Source organism: Chryseobacterium lacus (assembly GCF_003336205.1).
GTDB classification, from domain to species: Bacteria; Bacteroidota; Bacteroidia; order Flavobacteriales; family Weeksellaceae; genus Chryseobacterium_A; species Chryseobacterium_A lacus.
The window spans coordinates 282,373-298,769 of the sequence record NZ_QPIE01000003.1 but is presented as its reverse complement, the minus strand read 5'-3'; the positions used below and the strand labels follow the sequence as shown (position 1 = coordinate 298,769).

The following is a 16,397-nucleotide window of genomic DNA, read 5'->3' as shown; positions in this document are numbered from 1 at the left end:
TTATTATCTTCTTCTACTTAATCCTAACATTCCCATAATGGCTTTCGCTCCCTCCCTCATCAGTGTATTGGTAAAGGTTCTTCCTGCTCTGCTTGTGAGTACTTGCTCCACTACACTCTGCTCTTTTTTTACGGTTTTTACTTTCTGCTGAGCCGAAGCATTTTGTACAGCCTCTTCCATTCTGGTAACCAACATTTCATAAGCACTGTCTTTATCAATATCATTTTTATATTTTGCAACCAGAGCTGATTGCGAGGCCAATTCTGACACTTCAGATTCAGAAAGAATATCCATTCTGGATTCCGGAGAAATTAAATAGGTATGAACCAATGGTGTCGGAATTCCTTTTTCATTGAGTGCTGTGACAAATGCTTCCCCAATTCCCAAATTCTGTATTAAATTACCCGCATTGTAATACTCCGTTTCGGGATAATTTTCCACTGCTTTATTTATTTCTCTTTTGTCTTTTGCAGTAAATCCACGAAGAGCGTGCTGAATTTTTAACCCGAGCTGAGAAAGTATATTTTCCGGGACATCACCTGGGATCTGAGTAATAAAATAAATTCCTACTCCTTTGGAGCGGATGAGTTTCACCATCATTTCAATCTGGCTCAGGAGAGTTTTGGAAGCTTCCTTGAAAATAAGATGCGCCTCGTCAATAAATAATACAAGCTTTGGTTTCCCGGAATCTCCTTCTTCGGGGAATTCCATATATATTTCCGCAAACAGCGCCAACATAAAAGTAGAAAAAAGCTGAGGCTGGGTCTGGATATTTCCTACTCTCAGAATATTGATGACACCTTTCCCGTCCTTCTGACTCTTTAAATCATACACATCAAAACTCGGCTCACCGAAGAATCCAGTTCCGCCCTGCTGTTCCAAGGATACAATAGACCGAAGAATAGCGCCCAAAGAAGCAGTAGAAACAGATCCGTAATTTTGGGTCATATCAACTTTTCCTTGTGGGTTATCTGTTACATACTGAAGCACTTTCTTCAGATCTTTCAAATCAATTAGCGGCAATCCTTTATCATCACAGTATTTGAAAACAATGGACATAATTCCGGACTGGGTTTCATTGAGCTGAAGAACTTTCGAAAGCAAAACAGGCCCAAACTCCGTTACCGTAGATCTTAGTTTTACTCCTTCTTCTCCGGAAATGGTCATCAGTTCTACAGGAAAACCCTGAGCGTTCCAGTCCAGTTTTGTTTTACCATATCTTTCCTCAATGATGGCATTACGCACACCGGGTTTCGCAATTCCCGAAAAATCTCCCTTGATGTCCAACACCAGCGAAGGAATTCCGGCATGAGAAAGCTGTTCAGCAAACACCTGAACGGTTTTTGTTTTTCCTGTTCCGGTGGCACCGGCTATTAATCCGTGCCGGTTGATCGTTTTTAAGGGAATCGTAATATTGACTTCCGGAACTACTTCACCATCCAACATGGCTTTTCCAAGGATGAGACACTCTCCTTTAGTGGTATACCGGGCGTTCATCTCTTCAATGAATGTTATTTTATCTGCCATAACTCGCTTATAAAATGTTAAATTTAAAATTTTTTACCTAAAAGAGAATGGTATTTTAAATTTTTTACGTTGAGGAAGAGTGAAGTGATATTTATCATCAGAATATTGTGACCGCAGTCATAGGTTATGCCCTGTTTCAGAAGTACCTTTGTATCAATAATGAGAATAGTTCTTTGTACTATATTATCTGTAATTGTTTATGTGGTGAGTTTCCAGAACTCTCTTGTACTTCTGGATTATAAAATCCACAAAGAATTCTACGAAGCTCATTGTATCAATCAGGACGTGCCGGAAATGGAGTGTCACGGAAAATGCCAAGCCAAAAAACAATCTGAAAAGAGCGGAACTCCTGTGAGTGTTATAAAATCCGGAAGTTTTGAATTTCATTTTCTGCCAGCAGTACAAATCTCTCTAACCTTTATGTATGACCAACCTGTTGGTAATCACAAACCATTTTATTTAGGCGAACACGCTGTACTAAAAGGTTTTTCCGAAACAGCTCCACGCCCTCCAGAATATAGACTTTAAGAAAACTGTGTTTTTTCTTTAAGGAATTTTCACACCCTTATTTAAATTTTAAAGAGAATATTCTTTAGAATCATCCGTCTATTAATTAAAATCCAAAACAATGAAATTTTCAATAAAACCAATATTGGCCGTTTTGATGATGGCCCTCTTCCTCGTATCCTGCCGTAACGAAAACAGCGATATAGACGAGACCTCTAATCCTTCTACAAGTCTTAAAAAAATAAAAGACATTGACAATAATGACCATATTATAGAGTTGTATTCAGTTAGCGGAACCACGGCTCTGGGATACAATGAACTGAGCATCAGAATTAAAAACAAATCTAACAATCAGTACGAAAAAAATGCAACCATCACCTGGACTCCAATGATGCATATGACGAGCATGAGCCATTCCTGCCCAAAATCTTTGGTAACGAAAAACGGATCCGATGATACTTTGTATAATGGATATATCGTGTTTCAAATGCCACAAAATGCGTCAGAATTCTGGGATTTAAAAATTGATTACACCATCAACGGTACTGATTATTCAGCAATTTCGGTGATCGATGTTCCGGTTTCCGATAAAAAAACGGTGGCTTCTTTTTTAGGCTCCGATAACAAGCGATATATTGTTGCCTACATTAACCCGAAGAATCCAAAAGTTGCCTTAAATGACATGACAGCCGGAGTTTGGATGATGCAGGATATGATGACTTTCCCAGTTGCCAACGGTTATACTTTGAAAATAGATCCGAGAATGCCGGGAATGGGAAATCACTCTTCGCCCAATAATGTGAATCTGACACAGATTTCTGCCGGCAGTTTGTATAAAGGAAAACTTTCTTTAACCATGACAGGTTATTGGAAAATAAATCTCCAGCTTGCGGACGCGTCCGGAAATATTGTCGGAGGAAACGATGTAACGGATACTCAAACTTCCAGTAGTCTTTTCTTTGAAATTGATTTCTAAATTTTCAAAACTAAACGCAAAGCCCTTGCGTGAGCGGGCTTTGCTTTTCAAAAATTATTTGTAATGAAAAAAATAGGAATCATTCTGTTCAGCGCTTTTGCTGTTCAGAATATAGTGGCACAGTCGGAAAAAGACACTTTGAAAACTGCAGAAATTCAGGAAGTTATTGTTATAGGTACTACTAGAATTACCAACAAACAGGAAAAACCTCTCGGCTCTATAGACGAATATCTTCAAAAATCTTCGTCCATCAATATGATTCGAAGAGGCGCTTACGCCTGGGAACCGGTGATTAACAATATGCAGACAGAAAGAACTTTGATCACCATTGACGGAATGAGAATTTTCGGAGCATGTACGGATAAAATGGATCCCATCACTTCTTACGTGGAAGTTTCCAATCTTTCTGAAGCTGAAATCATTTCCGGACAGCAGGGTTCATGCCACGGAAGTACCATTGGCGGTGCTGTGGATCTGAAAAGGCAGAAAGGGAATTTTGCGGAAAACAAATGGGATTTCAATATCAATTCAGGATTTGAAAGTGTTAATCAGCAAAAAATATTCGGCGCAGGTGCCCGTTATCAACATCAGAAATTCTATTTAGAAGCGGATGTGATGAGCCGGGATGCTGAAAATTATAAGGCAGGAAATAACATGGAAGTTCTGTATTCCCAATTCAGGAAAATTAACACATCAGGAAATATTGGCGTGAAAATAGCTGAAAATCACTTGCTAGAAGGCTCGGTTATTTATGATAAAGCTACAGATGTGGGTTATCCCGCACTTCCCATGGATGTTTCACTTGCAGAAGCCGTCATTACTTCTCTGAATTACCAAATGGTACCCAAAAGTGAGCTTTTTACAAGTTGGGATACTAAAATATATTACAATACCATCACCCACCGAATGGATGACACCACCCGCCCGAGCGTTCCGGTACACATGGATATGCCCGGCTGGAGCAAAACGTATGGTTATTATTCCAAACTGAAAGGCGAAATCAAAAACCATCAGTTGCTAATGAATGTGAATGGTTTTTACAATCAATCCGTTGCAGAAATGACGATGTATCCAAATAATCCGGAGGAAAATTTAATGTTCATGTACACCTGGCCAGATGTACGAACTTCTTTTCAGGGAGTTTTTCTGGAAGATAAAGCAGTGTTGAACCCCAATGTTTTTATTAAAATTTCCTGTTCTTTAGGTTTTCATTCCAATAAAGTAGCCAGCGAATTTGGCCTGAACAGCCTGAAAATTTTCCATCCTGATATGAAAGACCAGAAAAGCCGTCTTCTGAAAAATATTTCCGCAAATTTTGAGTTTAACAGAAATGGCTTTAATTATGGCTTCGGCACTGGTTATGGCGACAGAGCACCTTCTGTTTCTGAAGGTTATGGTTTTTATCTTTTTAACAGTGCGGAACGTTACGATTATATCGGAAATCCTGAGCTGAAGAACGAAAGTTCAGCGGAAGCGAATGCATTTGCAGCTTTTAAGAAGAATAATTTCTACGTAAAACTCTCCGGTTCCTATTTTCATATTTCAGATTATATTATAGGAGAAATTATTCCTGATCTCGTTCCTATGACGATTGGAGGAAAAGGCGTGAAACGCTATACAGCACTGAAATCTGCCACCATTATAAATTCTGCTTTGGAAACAGAACTTATTTTTCTGAATGATTTTAAATGGAAAGCACAGCTTACCTACAGTCAAGGACGCGATTTTCAGAACGAGCCGCTTCCTTATATCAGCCCGTTGACTTTGTTGTCATCAGTCAGTTTTGAGAAAAATCGCTTTTCTGCCGAAGCCTCTGTGATGGCCAATTCCCGACAAACAGACTTCAGCGAAGTTTATGGAGAAACCGAAACGCCCGCTTTCGCAGTAATACAAATTTCTGCTGGCTATAGATTTCTGTTCGGGAAAAATAAAATTCACACTAAGATAGGAGTTGAAAACCTTCTGGATACACAGTATAATACCTATTCTGATTGGAACAAAATACCAAGACCGGGAAGAAATTTTTATCTTAATATTCATTATCAGTTTTAAATGAGAACATGATAACTTCCATGTTTGAAAAATGCGGTACAATCATTTTTTTTATTAAATTTATTCCTTGTTTAAAAGAAACCTATGAAAAGAGCAGAAATACTTCAAAGAATTATTGAAGAACAAAATAAAGTGATTCAAAATCTACAGGAATCCGTGGACAGGTACAAGTCTGCGTCAGATCTAGATGAGGATGATACCGCAGATCCGGACGATTATGCACGCCAGACTCAGGCAAAAGATATGCAGTTGAGGTATGAAAAAATGCTGGCAAAGGAAAAAAACGACCTGAATTTTGTTCTTTCAGAAAAAGAAACTTCTCATACGGAAATCGAACCCGGTTCCGTAGTGGAAACCGAAAATCATTATTTCTTCATTGGCGTTGCACTTCCGGCGTTTAAAATGGAGAGCAAAGAAGTCTTCTGTGTTTCGCCTGAAGCTCCGATTTTCGGAAAACTACGCGGCAAAAAAACCGGCGACACTATAGAAATGGGAAGCAATACCTTTAAGATTACTTCTATTTTCTAACGGTATTGCAATTTCAATTTAAAATGATACCGTTACCTTTGCGAGGATGAATATAGCAGGATATTTTTTCGCCATTGTAATAGGTCTCGTCATGGGGCTTATCGGTGGCGGCGGAAGTATATTGAGCGTTCCTGTTTTTGCATATTTATTTCAAATCGATGCCGTCACAGCGACTACATTGTCATTATTTGTCGTAGGAGTCACCAGTGCGGTTGGCTCCGTAGGATACATCCGGCAAGGGCATGTTAATTTCAGAACGGCATTGCTTTTCGGACTTCCGTCAGTGGCGGGTATTTTATTTTCCAGAAGAGTAGTGCTGCCGCATTTGCCACCATATATCATCAACAGATGGGGAATTACCATTACCAAAGAAATGTTCATCCTGGTTCTTTTTGCGGTTTTGATGCTCATTTCGGCTTTTAAAATGATAAAAAGAATCGATCGGCAAAGAATACCGAAATCTGAAGAAATCAATTATACGCTTCTAATTTCTCAAGGGCTTTTAGTGGGAATAATCACCGGATTTATTGGAGCAGGCGGCGGATTCCTTATTGTTCCCGCATTGGTAATGCTACTGAGGGTTCCTATGAAACAGGCTGTCGGAACTTCGCTATTCATTATTGCATTTAACTCCAATGTCGGTTTTGTTTCTTCCTTGGATCGAACTGTAATCGACTGGCCGTTTTTGCTGTCCTTCACTGGACTTTCTGTCTTCGGGATTCTCATCGGAGTGAAAATCGCCAAAAAAATTGCTGGCCGAAAGCTTCGCCCGATATTTGGCTGGTTGGTTTTGGTGATGGGAATCTGGATTATCATCAATGAATTATTAATTAAACAAATATCTTAATAAAATGAAGAAATTATTTTTTTTCGTTGCGCTCTCAGGTATAACATTAGCAAGTTGTACAAAAGAAGAAAACAAAGGAGCGCAACAGGAAACGACAACTCAGGATGCTCAGGAGAGCAATGTTCAGGATACGAAAACACTTAAAAGCAGCACCGGCGAAACAGTAAAAGTAACCTACTTTGCTGAAGGCGGAATGGTAGCTGTAAAATTAGAAAAGGAAGGACAGCCTGAACAGAAACTTACCGCAAAAACCGTTAACGCTCAGGGAAATCCGATTTTTTCTAACGAAGAAATGATGTGGGAAATGAACAGCAGCGGAACAGGTGGAAAGCTCACCGATAAAGAGGGAAACAGCACTGCTTTTTCGGATGAATAGATTGAATGTGATTTATATCACTTTACGTTTAAGCAATTAGCCTGAAATTTGCTATCAACTAAAAAATTTAAAAATGAAGATTGAGCAGATTTATACCGGATGTCTGGCACAGGGTGCTTATTACATTGTTTCTGAAGATGAAGCAGCCATTATTGATCCTCTGCGTGAGGTGCAACCTTATCTGGATCGTCTGGAAAAAGATCAGGTAAAGCTCAAATATATTTTTGAAACGCATTTTCATGCCGATTTTGTTTCCGGACATCTAGACCTGAGCAGAAAGACAGGAGCTCCCATTATTTACGGACCTACCGCTCAACCGGATTTTGAAGCCATTATTGCTGAGGACCATCAGATTTTTCAAATTGGAAAAATAAAAATAAAAGTTCTGCACACTCCCGGCCATACTCTGGAAAGTTCTACATTTCTATTGATTGATGAAGAGGGAAAAGAAAACGCTATTTTTTCAGGAGACACGTTATTTCTAGGCGATGTCGGAAGGCCGGATCTTGCACAGAAAAAGGGCACCATCACTCAGGAAGAACTTGCCGGAATGCTGTATGACAGCCTGCAAAATAAAATAATGCCGCTTCCTGATGACGTGACGGTTTATCCTGCACACGGCGCAGGTTCGGCTTGTGGCAAAAACATGCAGAAAGAAACCGTAGACTCGCTCAGAAACCAGAAAAGAACAAATTATGCGCTTAATCAACCGGATAAGGAAAGCTTCATCAGTGCTGTTCTGGAAGGTCTTACCGCACCTCCCAAATATTTCGGAATGAATGTTACTTTGAATAAAAGCGGATATGAAAGTTTCGAAACAGTAATGAATAAAGGTTTGAATCCACTAAATCCGGATGATTTTGAAACGGCTGCAGAAGAAACAGGAGCACTCTTGCTCGATACCAGAAGTGCCGCAGAATTTCATCAGGGATTTATTCCGAACGCAGTAAACATAGGATTGAAGGGCGACTTCGCTCCATGGGTTGGAAGTATGGTGGTGGACGTAAAACAGCCTTTACTTTTAATCACAGAACCGGGGAAGGAAAAAGAAGCCATCACCAGACTGTCACGGGTTGGTTTTGATAACGTGGTAGGTTTTCTGGAAGGTGGTTTTGAAAGCTGGAAGAAATCAGGAAAAGAAACTGATGAAATTAAAAGAATTTCACCTGATGAATTTGCAGAACAGTTCCACACCGATTTAAAAATTATTGACGTTCGAAAAGAATCAGAATTTGAAAAAGGGCATCTCCAAAATGCTGAAAACAAGCCTTTAGATTATATTTCAGAATGGGCAGGAAACATTCCTGATCAGGAACATTTTTATCTTCATTGCGCAGGCGGCTACCGAAGCATGATTGCAGCTAGCATCCTGAACTCTCGTGGAATACGGAATTTCACAGAGATCGGAGGAGGATATAACGGAATTATTAAAACCGGAAAAATCCCTGCACCACAGATCACTTGTGAGAAATAATTTTGAAATGAAAACGATCTTAAACTTTTTCTTACTCGTATTCCTTTTTTCATGTGCAGCACCCACTGTCGCCTTCGATAACCGGCATGGCTTGATCGAAACTGTACAAAGCCCCGAAACGCTTTTGGTGGATGTACGGACTCCGGAAGATTTCCGCAATAATCCTGTTCCCAACGCTGTTAATATTCCTTTGGCACAAATTGAAAACAATCTGGAAGTATTCAGAAACAGCAAATCAACGGTCGTTTTTTGTAATTCAGGCAAACAAGCCGGAAAAGCAATGGAAGTACTGAAAGAAAATAAAATCAACAACGTCCGAAACGGGAAAACCTGGAAAAATATAAATGCTATCCTTCACCTAAAATAAGAGCTCATGAATATACTGAAATATACAGATTTCTTTAAAGACAGGCCTTCTGTTTTTCAGATTAAAAAGACAGCAACTCAACAGCAATTGGCCGTAGCACTGGGACAGGGTGCTGTTCTCGAAAAGCAAAACTTCTCAGAATCAACGACTTTAATCATGCTCAAAGGCGAAATTAAATTTTCGTTGCCGGATGTGGATTTAACTTTTACAGAACTGGATTTTTATGAAATTCCTATTGATGTGGAACATGAAATTACCGGTGTAGAGAAAGAAAATTTGTTTCTTATTATTAAGGAAATGAATAACGAACCTGATAATGATCTGCTGTAAAATCCTAATTATTCAGGATTCTTAAAATTACTTTCTCAGCATTTCAGTGTGAGGAATCTGGTCTTCCAGATATTTTTTACCCGTATCTTCAAATCCAAAATTCTGGTAAAAATCCAGAAGATAATCCTGCGCTGAAATTCGCACAACAGAAGTCTGGAAGCGGCTTTCAATAAGTTGCAGGGCAATATTCATCAGTGCTTTACCCAAACTTATTCTTCGGAAGTTTCCTGTCGTCAGAACTCTGCCTATAGATGTTTCCGGATATTTTATTCCTTTGTCGAAAATCCGGCAATAAGCTGCAACTTCACCATCTTTTTCTGCCCAAAGATGAATGGCTTTTTGATCGGCATTATCAGGATCCAAATAGTGGCAATGCTGTTCCACAACGAAAACTTCCATTCTTGCTTGAAGAATCTTGTACAATTCATCGACAGAAAGCTGATCAAACGATTTTGCCTTCCAAATGAAATCACTTTTCAAAACGGACATTATTTTTCTTCAGAAACTGGTTGGTTTTTTCAATAAAAGACAGAATCTCGTCTCCACCTTGCTTTTTTTCAGCTGAAGTAATATACATTGGCGGCAATTCATCCCAGAATTCCTCCATTTTTTTTCTGTATTCTTCGGTATTTTTGACAGCAGCATTTCCTCTCAGTTTGTCCGCTTTTGTGAAAACAATAGAAAAGGGAATTCCGCTCTCACCACACCATTGCATAAAATCTAGGTCAATTTGCTGTGGCGAATGCCGGATATCGATTAAAACAAAAAGATTCACCAGATTGGTTCTGTTGAGGATATATTGTGTAATCAGTTTTTCAAAATCTTTCCTCAACGATTTGGAAACTTTGGCATAACCATAACCGGGAAGGTCGGTAAGATACCATTCTTCATTGATGAGAAAATGATTGATGAGCTGTGTTTTCCCGGGCGTTTGCGAGGTTTTGGCGAGGTCTTTTTTGTTGGCCATCGCATTAATCAGTGAAGATTTGCCCACATTCGAGCGGCCGATGAAAGCATATTCCGGCAAAACCGGATCGGGGCAATCCTGCCACTTCCCTGAACTTTTTATAAATTCTGCAGTTTTAATCATAAGAAATAGGATTCATCCCGTAAAATCGTGATGGTTATGTTTCGGGTTACTCCCGGCTTCTCAACCAATCGTAAAGAATTGCATTAAATTCTTCAGGTTTTTCCATCATAGCAGCGTGCCCGCATTTATCAATCCAGAAAAGGTCGGAATCGGGAATCAGCCTGTCCATTTCCGAAGCCACTTCCGGCGGAGTCACATTATCCTGTTTTCCCCAGATAATGCAGGTAGGCACCTGAATTTTATGAAGTTCCTTTTCCATATTATGCTTTATCGCACTTCGGGCCAGCATCACAGTTTTTATTCCTTTTCCGCGGTCGTTTACTACCGAGAAAACCTCATCTACCAGATCTTCTGTAGCAACAGTAGGGTCATAAAAAACTTCCTCTGCTTTTTTGCGGATATAATTGCGGTCATTTTTTCTGGGAAAACTGTCTCCAAAACTTCTTTCATATAACCCGGAACTACCTGTCAGCACCAGATATTTCACTAAATCAGGACGCGAAAGTGTAAGGATTAAACCTACATGTCCACCCATAGAATTGCCTATCACAATAGCCGGTTCGCCTACTTCTTCTGTTATAAATCTGGCTACAAATTTTGCGATGCTTGTTAAGTTCGTATTTAAAATTGGAAGATCATAAATGGGCAAATTCGGAAAGTAAACTTTATATCCTCTCTGAGAGAAAAAATCGATCAAAATGGTGAAGTTACTCAAACCGCCCATTAAGCCCTGTAACAGAACGATAGGCTGCCCTTCACCTTCTTCGATGAAAGTGTATTTTCTCTTTTTCTTTAATTTAAAAATCATAGATTTCAGTCAATCGCTGCAAAATTACAAATAACCCTGCATTATCATAATTTATAGCAAATATTTTATAAAAATAAAACTTAATTGTGAAACTGTGATCCCTTAAATGTTAAAATAAATCTTCAGCCCTACCTCCATTGCTTTAAGAGATTGTAAGCAAGCAAATTAGCACCAATAGTTTTACGATGAACAAAAAGTTATACACATTAAGTCAAAAAGTGGGAAAAAGTGGGAAGTTTTGGAAATTATTATATAAATTTGTCCCAAATGAAGAATTTCATAGGCACATACGAATGTAAAATTGACGACAAAGGCCGCGTTAAAGTTCCCTCTTCTCTGGCGAAGCAGATGGAGGATTTTGGCGGAGCTACTTTTGTCATCAAACGTTCTGTGTTTCAGAACTGTCTCGAAGTTTATCCGATGCAGCACTGGGACAGCCTGATGGAAAAAATCAACAAACTGAACAGGTTTGTAAAAAAGAATGCCGATTTCATCAGGATGTTTACCGCCGGAGTAAAAACCGTTGAACTCGACAGTGCCGGCAGGTTGCAGATCTCCAAAGATTTAACCCTGTTTGCCGGACTGAAGAAAGAAATGGTCATCACCAGCGCGGGAGAACTCTTTGAAATATGGGATAAGGACGCTTATGAACAGGTGATCTCGACAAACGAAGCAGACTTCGCAAATCTTGCAGAAGAAGTAATGGGCAGTACTGGCTCGGATGAATTAAATTAAAGCTGGATTCTACCAGCGCTCGCTGTAATTTGAAACGATAAAAAATGTATCACAACCCCGTATTGTTGAAGCAAAGTGTTGATGATCTGGTCACGGATCAGGATGGGATTTATGTAGACTGCACTTTCGGTGGTGGCGGACATTCAAAAGAAATACTTGCCAGACTCTCAGAAAAAGGAAAACTCTACAGTTTCGATCAGGATGCGGATGCACTTCTGAATAAGATTGGAGACAAACGCTTCACCCTGATCAATCAAAATTTCAGGTTTCTGGAAAATTCATTGCTGATGCACGGTGTAACGCAGGTAGACGGGATTTTGGCCGATTTGGGCGTATCCTCCCATCAGTTCGATGAAGCAGAACGTGGATTTTCCATCCGAAGCAATGCGCCGCTGGATATGCGAATGAACGTGATGCAAAGCTTAGATGCGAGAAAAATAATTAATAAATATGAAGAAGAACATCTCGCTGATCTTCTCTACCATTTCGGAGAACTGAGAGAAGCTCGAAAACTAGCAAGAACCATTGTTCATCACCGGAAAATCAGCGCGATAAAAACGACAGAAGATTTAAAAAAAATATTCAGTTTTATACCGCCACACAAGCAGAATAAGTTTTTTGCCCAGGTTTTTCAAGCCATTCGTATTGAGGTAAATCAGGAACTGGAAGCCTTAAAGGAAATGCTTCTTCAGGCATACAAAATCCTGAAACCACAGGGACGACTGGTGGTGATTTCGTATCACTCTCTGGAAGACCGGCTGGTGAAACGTTTCCTGAAAAACGGAATGTTCGAAGGTGAACCGGAAAGAGATATTTACGGAAATTACCGGAAATCATTCGAGCTTTTAAAAACTAAAGCCACCATTCCCGATAGCAGCGAAATAGAAGAAAACTCGCGTGCGAGAAGCGCAAAAATGAGAACAGGAATAAAATTATAAAACCAAAATTGGCCAAAGGAAAAACATACAGACCGAAAAAGAAGCTCACTTTCATTGACATTGTGAAGGGCAATTTCCTGAACCGAGAGGAAATCAAAGCGCATTACAAGTATTTTCTGTTGTTGTTTTTACTGATGATGATGATGATTTACAGCAATCATCTGGTCAATCAAAAAATAGAAATCATCAATGAGCTGAAAGAGCAGACGGAAGAATATAAATCCCGGAATGCCTATGCTCAAAGCAAACTGATAAAAGTAAGAATGGAATCTGAGCTGGGCAAAGAAATGGTTCGGGACTCATTACTGCCTTTGGAAAGCCATCCGCATAAATTGTTGATAAAACTCGATAGTACACATGCAGAATAAGAATAATTTCGATAACAAAAGACGGAAAACGTTAAGATGGGGATACCTGTTCGCACTGGTGGCCTTTCTTGCTTTTACGTTGTTTCTCGGAAAAATTATCGTTTTGCAGAACACCAATGTTCAGGAAATAAAAGACGATTACATCAGTAAAAATTACCGCGAAGCCAAATTAAAAGCTGCAAGAGGAAACCTTTACGCTTCAGACGGCTCCATTCTGGCGACAACGGTAATGCGTTACGATATTTATCTGGATCTCAAAACCATTAAAGATTCTGTTTATAAAAATAATATCGGCTCACTGACGGATTCGCTGAATGCAATGTTTGGCAAACCCCGAAATATTTACAGACAACGGTTGGATGAGCAGCGCCGGAAAGAAAACCAGTATTATTCTCTGGTAAAAGGCTTGGATTTCGACCAATATGACAGGATCCGAAAATTTCCGATTTTCAATAAAGGAAAACACAGAGGCGGCTTTATCGTTGACAGGAAATACAGGCGCGAACTTGCCACCACCGAAATAGGAGCCGGAACCATCGGAATGGACAACGGCGAATACAAATCGGGGTTGGAAGCAGCTTTTTCTAAATATCTTTCAGGAACGGACGGAACCCGTTTGGAACAACGGGTGAACTCCAACCAGTGGAAACCTATTGATTACTGGAAAGCAATAGAACCTGTAGACGGGCAGGATGTGTACACAACTCTGGATCTGAGAATTCAGGACATCGCCAGTTCTGCATTGGAAAAACAACTGATCGAATTTGATGCAGACCACGGAAGCGTTGTAGTAATGGAAGTTGCTACAGGAAAAGTGCGAGCTATGGTAAATCTCCGAAGAACAGAACCCGGAATTTATATTGATGCCTACAATTATGCTTTGAAAGATGCTACCGAACCTGGTTCCACTTTCAAAACCGTATCGCTGCTTGCTGCCATGGATGACGGATTTATCGACGAAAATACGACTGTAGATATCGGAAACGGACACTGGACTTATGCCGGACAACCCGTTTCGGACGGGCACGGAGGTGGAATTTATGACATCAGCGATGTGTTGGCTAAATCGAGCAATGTAGGTTCAGCCAAACTTATCACACAGTTTTATGGCGAAAAACCTCAGGTATTTCTGGATCATTTAAGACGGTGGAAAATGTTCGATAAAATGGATATTGAACTTCCCGGCATTACAAAACCATTTATACAGACACCGGAAAGCCCGAAATGGAGCAAAGGCGCATTAGCCTCTTTATCCTTCGGATATGCTTCGAGATTTAATTTATTGCAACTCACTACTTTCTACAACGGCATTGCCAACAAAGGGAAAATGGTGAAGCCACTGTTTATCGATAAGATCATGAAGGACGGACAGGTTTTTTACAGTGCAAAACCGGAAATTATGGTCAATAAAATGGCGTCTGACAAAGCGATTAAAATGATGACTCAAGCCCTCACAAAAGCGGTGGAGAAAGGAACTGCAAGAAGTATATTTACCCCCAATCTTAAAATGGCCGGAAAAACCGGAACAGCGCGTTTCGAATACTGGAAACCTGGTCCTGCGAAATATCAGGCTTCTTTTGCCGGGTTTTATCCCTCTGACAATCCGAAATATACGTGTATTGTAATGGTGAATCAACCGGATAACTCCAAAAGCTATTATGGTTCTACCGTTGCGGCTCCCGTTTTCAAGGAAATTGCAGGAAAAACATTTTTGAAAACGCCTCAGAATATCGAACCTCATCTTTTAGAAGATAAAAAAGTAGATCTCACGAAACTCACTGAACCCAATGTGAAAATTGCTTTTCAGGGGCAGAGAATGCCGAATGTTGTCGGACTGATTGGCAGAAATGTGATTCCTCAACTGGAAAACGCAGGATATAGAGTAGAATATAAAGGGGTAGGAAAAATTCAGGAGCAGTTTCCTTTAGTAGGAACGGTGATCAACAAAGACCAGAAAATTTACCTGAATTTACAGAATTAAAAAAGCAACGCAAGACGATAAATGAGAGCATTAGAAGTATTCAATAGAATCCCAACCTTGGAAACCCACGGCACGCTGGAAACAGAAATCTCCGGAATCGTTTTCGACAGCCGTAAAGTGACCGCAGGCGCACTGTATATCGCCGTAAAGGGTGTTGTTACAGACGGCCATGCTTTCATTGCCAATGCTGTGGACAAAGGTGCTTCTGTAGTTGTGTGCGAAATATTTCCTGAGCAATTAAAAGAAAATATCACTTACATAAAGGTCAAAAATTCAGCGAAAACTTTGGGCAAGCTGGCTTCTAATTTTTACGGAAATCCTTCCGAAAACCTACAGCTTATCGGCATTACAGGAACCAACGGAAAAACCTCTGTAGCAACACTGCTTTACGGAATATTCAAAGAATTAGGCCTGAAGTCGGCACTTATTTCCACTGTGGAATACAGAATCGGAGATGAAATTATTCCTGCAACACACACCACGCCTGATATCATCACCATCAACAAATTGTTGGCGAAAGCTCTGGAAGAAGGTTGCGAATATGCCTTTATGGAAGTCAGTTCACACGGCATTCATCAGCGAAGAATAGAAGAACTTCAGTTTTCAATAGCAGGATTTACCAACATCACCCATGATCATTTGGATTACCACAAAACTTTCGATGAATATCTGAAAATAAAAAAATCGTTTTTCGATCAACTTCCCGCTTCTGCCATCGCCATAACCAACGGCGATGATAAAAACGGAAAAATAATGCTGCAAAATACGTTAGCAACGAAGAAAACATTTGCCATGAAAACGATGGCAGATTATCACGGAAAACTACTGGAAGCCGACTTCAACGGAATGTTGCTGAACTTCAACGGAAAGGAATTCTGGACTACCCTCACGGGAAAATTTAATGCCAATAATCTGCTTTTAGCTTTTGCCATAGCATCTGAACTCGGCCAAGAGGAATCCGAAATTCTGCAAGCGATCTCGCGGCTGAAAAGAGTGAACGGAAGATTTGAAACCATGAGATCCGACGGCGGAATTTTCTTCATCGTAGATTATGCACACACGCCGGATGCTCTGGAAAACGTGTTGGACAGCATCAACGAAATTCGCACAAAAAATGAAAGATTAATCACCGTATTCGGTTGTGGTGGCGACAGAGACAAGGAAAAGCGAAGCGAGATGGGAAAAATCGCGACTCGGAAATCCACCCTCTCCATCCTTACTTCCGATAATCCGAGAACGGAAGATCCAGGAGAAATAATCCGCGAGATACAAAAAGGAGTAGAACCGCAGAATTATAGCAAATACACCACAATTCCCGACAGAAAAGAAGCAATAAAAATGGCAATTAAATTTGCCGAACCTAAAGATATTGTTCTGGTAGCTGGCAAAGGCCATGAAACCTATCAGGAAGTGAACGGCGTGAAACAGGATTTCGATGACAGAAAAATCATTGAAGAACTCTGGAAAATGATGAGTAAATAAAAACAGAATAA

General features: G+C 40.0%; 18 protein-coding genes. 14 read left to right on the top strand and 4 right to left on the bottom strand.

Translation table 11 applies throughout. The annotated features are described in order from the left end of the window. Positions 1-3 precede the first annotated feature (3 nt). A complete protein-coding gene (locus tag DQ356_RS05225) occupies positions 4-1,527 on the bottom strand; it encodes a helicase HerA-like domain-containing protein (RefSeq protein ID WP_114303415.1) in 1,524 nt (507 codons plus the stop codon). A 159-nt stretch (positions 1,528-1,686) separates the two neighbouring features. Here DQ356_RS05225 and DQ356_RS05220 point away from each other — a divergent pair, with 159 nt between their 5' ends. The 9 genes from DQ356_RS05220 (at position 1,687) to DQ356_RS05180 (ending at position 8,984) form a co-directional block, all read left to right on the top strand. Next, entirely contained in the window at positions 1,687-2,055 is a 369-nt protein-coding gene (locus tag DQ356_RS05220) for a hypothetical protein (protein ID WP_126723235.1), read from the top strand. Positions 2,056-2,155: 100 nt separating this feature from the next. Beyond that, complete coding sequence (locus DQ356_RS05215) at positions 2,156-3,010, top strand: hypothetical protein (protein WP_114303413.1); 855 nt, start codon at positions 2,156-2,158, stop codon at positions 3,008-3,010. 63 nt (positions 3,011-3,073) lie between these two features. Continuing rightward, complete coding sequence (locus DQ356_RS05210; protein WP_114303412.1) at positions 3,074-5,062, top strand: TonB-dependent receptor plug domain-containing protein; 1,989 nt, start codon at positions 3,074-3,076, stop codon at positions 5,060-5,062. A gap of 84 nt (positions 5,063-5,146) precedes the next feature. Further along, positions 5,147-5,590, top strand: coding sequence for a hypothetical protein (locus tag DQ356_RS05205; RefSeq protein WP_114303411.1), 444 nt, complete (start codon positions 5,147-5,149; stop codon positions 5,588-5,590). 46 nt (positions 5,591-5,636) lie between these two features. Next, the gene (locus tag DQ356_RS05200; protein ID WP_114303410.1) at positions 5,637-6,437 is read left to right on the top strand and encodes a sulfite exporter TauE/SafE family protein; all 801 of its coding nucleotides are present in this window, start codon (positions 5,637-5,639) and stop codon (positions 6,435-6,437) included. A gap of 4 nt (positions 6,438-6,441) precedes the next feature. Further along, positions 6,442-6,813, top strand: coding sequence for a hypothetical protein (locus DQ356_RS05195; protein ID WP_114303409.1), 372 nt, complete (start codon positions 6,442-6,444; stop codon positions 6,811-6,813). Positions 6,814-6,886: 73 nt separating this feature from the next. Beyond that, positions 6,887-8,287: an MBL fold metallo-hydrolase gene (locus tag DQ356_RS05190; protein ID WP_114303408.1), complete on the top strand. Its 1,401-nt coding sequence runs from the start codon at positions 6,887-6,889 to the stop codon at positions 8,285-8,287. Between the two features lie 7 nt (positions 8,288-8,294). Next, positions 8,295-8,654 (top strand): rhodanese-like domain-containing protein, encoded by a 360-nt coding sequence (locus tag DQ356_RS05185; RefSeq protein ID WP_114303407.1) that lies wholly within the window; start codon positions 8,295-8,297, stop codon positions 8,652-8,654. 6 nt (positions 8,655-8,660) lie between these two features. Further along, the gene (locus DQ356_RS05180) at positions 8,661-8,984 is read left to right on the top strand and encodes a hypothetical protein (RefSeq protein WP_114303406.1); all 324 of its coding nucleotides are present in this window, start codon (positions 8,661-8,663) and stop codon (positions 8,982-8,984) included. Between the two features lie 27 nt (positions 8,985-9,011). Here DQ356_RS05180 and DQ356_RS05175 read toward each other — a convergent pair whose 3' ends face one another. Genes DQ356_RS05175 through DQ356_RS05165 form a run of 3 tightly spaced genes read right to left on the bottom strand, consistent with a single transcriptional unit; the run spans position 9,012 to position 10,882 of the window. Beyond that, a complete protein-coding gene (locus tag DQ356_RS05175; protein WP_114303405.1) occupies positions 9,012-9,473 on the bottom strand; it encodes a GNAT family N-acetyltransferase in 462 nt (153 codons plus the stop codon). Continuing rightward, positions 9,454-10,074, bottom strand: a complete 621-nt coding sequence (gene yihA / locus DQ356_RS05170) for a ribosome biogenesis GTP-binding protein YihA/YsxC (RefSeq protein ID WP_114303404.1) — start codon at positions 10,072-10,074, stop codon at positions 9,454-9,456. Before yihA ends, DQ356_RS05175 begins: the two co-directional genes overlap by 20 nt. Positions 10,075-10,120: 46 nt before the next feature. Then, positions 10,121-10,882, bottom strand: a complete 762-nt coding sequence (locus DQ356_RS05165; protein WP_114303403.1) for an alpha/beta fold hydrolase — start codon at positions 10,880-10,882, stop codon at positions 10,121-10,123. 267 nt (positions 10,883-11,149) lie between these two features. Here DQ356_RS05165 and mraZ point away from each other — a divergent pair, with 267 nt between their 5' ends. The 5 genes from mraZ to DQ356_RS05140 are packed head-to-tail and all read left to right on the top strand — an operon-like array spanning position 11,150 to position 16,386. After that, positions 11,150-11,617 (top strand): division/cell wall cluster transcriptional repressor MraZ, encoded by a 468-nt coding sequence (gene mraZ, locus DQ356_RS05160; RefSeq protein WP_114303402.1) that lies wholly within the window; start codon positions 11,150-11,152, stop codon positions 11,615-11,617. Positions 11,618-11,661: 44 nt separating this feature from the next. Next, on the top strand, positions 11,662-12,555 hold the full coding sequence (gene rsmH, locus DQ356_RS05155; protein WP_114303401.1) for a 16S rRNA (cytosine(1402)-N(4))-methyltransferase RsmH: 894 nt from the start codon (positions 11,662-11,664) through the stop codon (positions 12,553-12,555). An 8-nt stretch (positions 12,556-12,563) separates the two neighbouring features. Then, positions 12,564-12,923, top strand: coding sequence for an FtsL-like putative cell division protein (locus tag DQ356_RS05150; RefSeq protein ID WP_114303400.1), 360 nt, complete (start codon positions 12,564-12,566; stop codon positions 12,921-12,923). Further along, a complete protein-coding gene (locus tag DQ356_RS05145; RefSeq protein ID WP_114303399.1) occupies positions 12,913-14,904 on the top strand; it encodes a penicillin-binding transpeptidase domain-containing protein in 1,992 nt (663 codons plus the stop codon). The genes DQ356_RS05150 and DQ356_RS05145 overlap by 11 nt, the downstream gene beginning before the upstream one ends. A 21-nt stretch (positions 14,905-14,925) precedes the next feature. Continuing rightward, entirely contained in the window at positions 14,926-16,386 is a 1,461-nt protein-coding gene (locus DQ356_RS05140; RefSeq protein WP_114303398.1) for a UDP-N-acetylmuramoyl-L-alanyl-D-glutamate--2,6-diaminopimelate ligase, read from the top strand. Positions 16,387-16,397: the final 11 nt, after the last annotated feature.

Coding starts and splice junctions, on each gene's coding strand:
- DQ356_RS05225 (WP_114303415.1), bottom strand. CDS start 1,527: ATGGCAGATAAAATAACATTCATTGAAGAGATGAACGCCCGGTATACC.
- DQ356_RS05220 (WP_126723235.1), top strand. CDS start 1,687: ATGAGAATAGTTCTTTGTACTATATTATCTGTAATTGTTTATGTGGTG.
- DQ356_RS05215 (WP_114303413.1), top strand. CDS start 2,156: ATGAAATTTTCAATAAAACCAATATTGGCCGTTTTGATGATGGCCCTC.
- DQ356_RS05210 (WP_114303412.1), top strand. CDS start 3,074: ATGAAAAAAATAGGAATCATTCTGTTCAGCGCTTTTGCTGTTCAGAAT.
- DQ356_RS05205 (WP_114303411.1), top strand. CDS start 5,147: ATGAAAAGAGCAGAAATACTTCAAAGAATTATTGAAGAACAAAATAAA.
- DQ356_RS05200 (WP_114303410.1), top strand. CDS start 5,637: ATGAATATAGCAGGATATTTTTTCGCCATTGTAATAGGTCTCGTCATG.
- DQ356_RS05195 (WP_114303409.1), top strand. CDS start 6,442: ATGAAGAAATTATTTTTTTTCGTTGCGCTCTCAGGTATAACATTAGCA.
- DQ356_RS05190 (WP_114303408.1), top strand. CDS start 6,887: ATGAAGATTGAGCAGATTTATACCGGATGTCTGGCACAGGGTGCTTAT.
- DQ356_RS05185 (WP_114303407.1), top strand. CDS start 8,295: ATGAAAACGATCTTAAACTTTTTCTTACTCGTATTCCTTTTTTCATGT.
- DQ356_RS05180 (WP_114303406.1), top strand. CDS start 8,661: ATGAATATACTGAAATATACAGATTTCTTTAAAGACAGGCCTTCTGTT.
- DQ356_RS05175 (WP_114303405.1), bottom strand. CDS start 9,473: ATGTCCGTTTTGAAAAGTGATTTCATTTGGAAGGCAAAATCGTTTGAT.
- yihA (WP_114303404.1), bottom strand. CDS start 10,074: ATGATTAAAACTGCAGAATTTATAAAAAGTTCAGGGAAGTGGCAGGAT.
- DQ356_RS05165 (WP_114303403.1), bottom strand. CDS start 10,882: ATGATTTTTAAATTAAAGAAAAAGAGAAAATACACTTTCATCGAAGAA.
- mraZ (WP_114303402.1), top strand. CDS start 11,150: ATGAAGAATTTCATAGGCACATACGAATGTAAAATTGACGACAAAGGC.
- rsmH (WP_114303401.1), top strand. CDS start 11,662: ATGTATCACAACCCCGTATTGTTGAAGCAAAGTGTTGATGATCTGGTC.
- DQ356_RS05145 (WP_114303399.1), top strand. CDS start 12,913: ATGCAGAATAAGAATAATTTCGATAACAAAAGACGGAAAACGTTAAGA.
- DQ356_RS05140 (WP_114303398.1), top strand. CDS start 14,926: ATGAGAGCATTAGAAGTATTCAATAGAATCCCAACCTTGGAAACCCAC.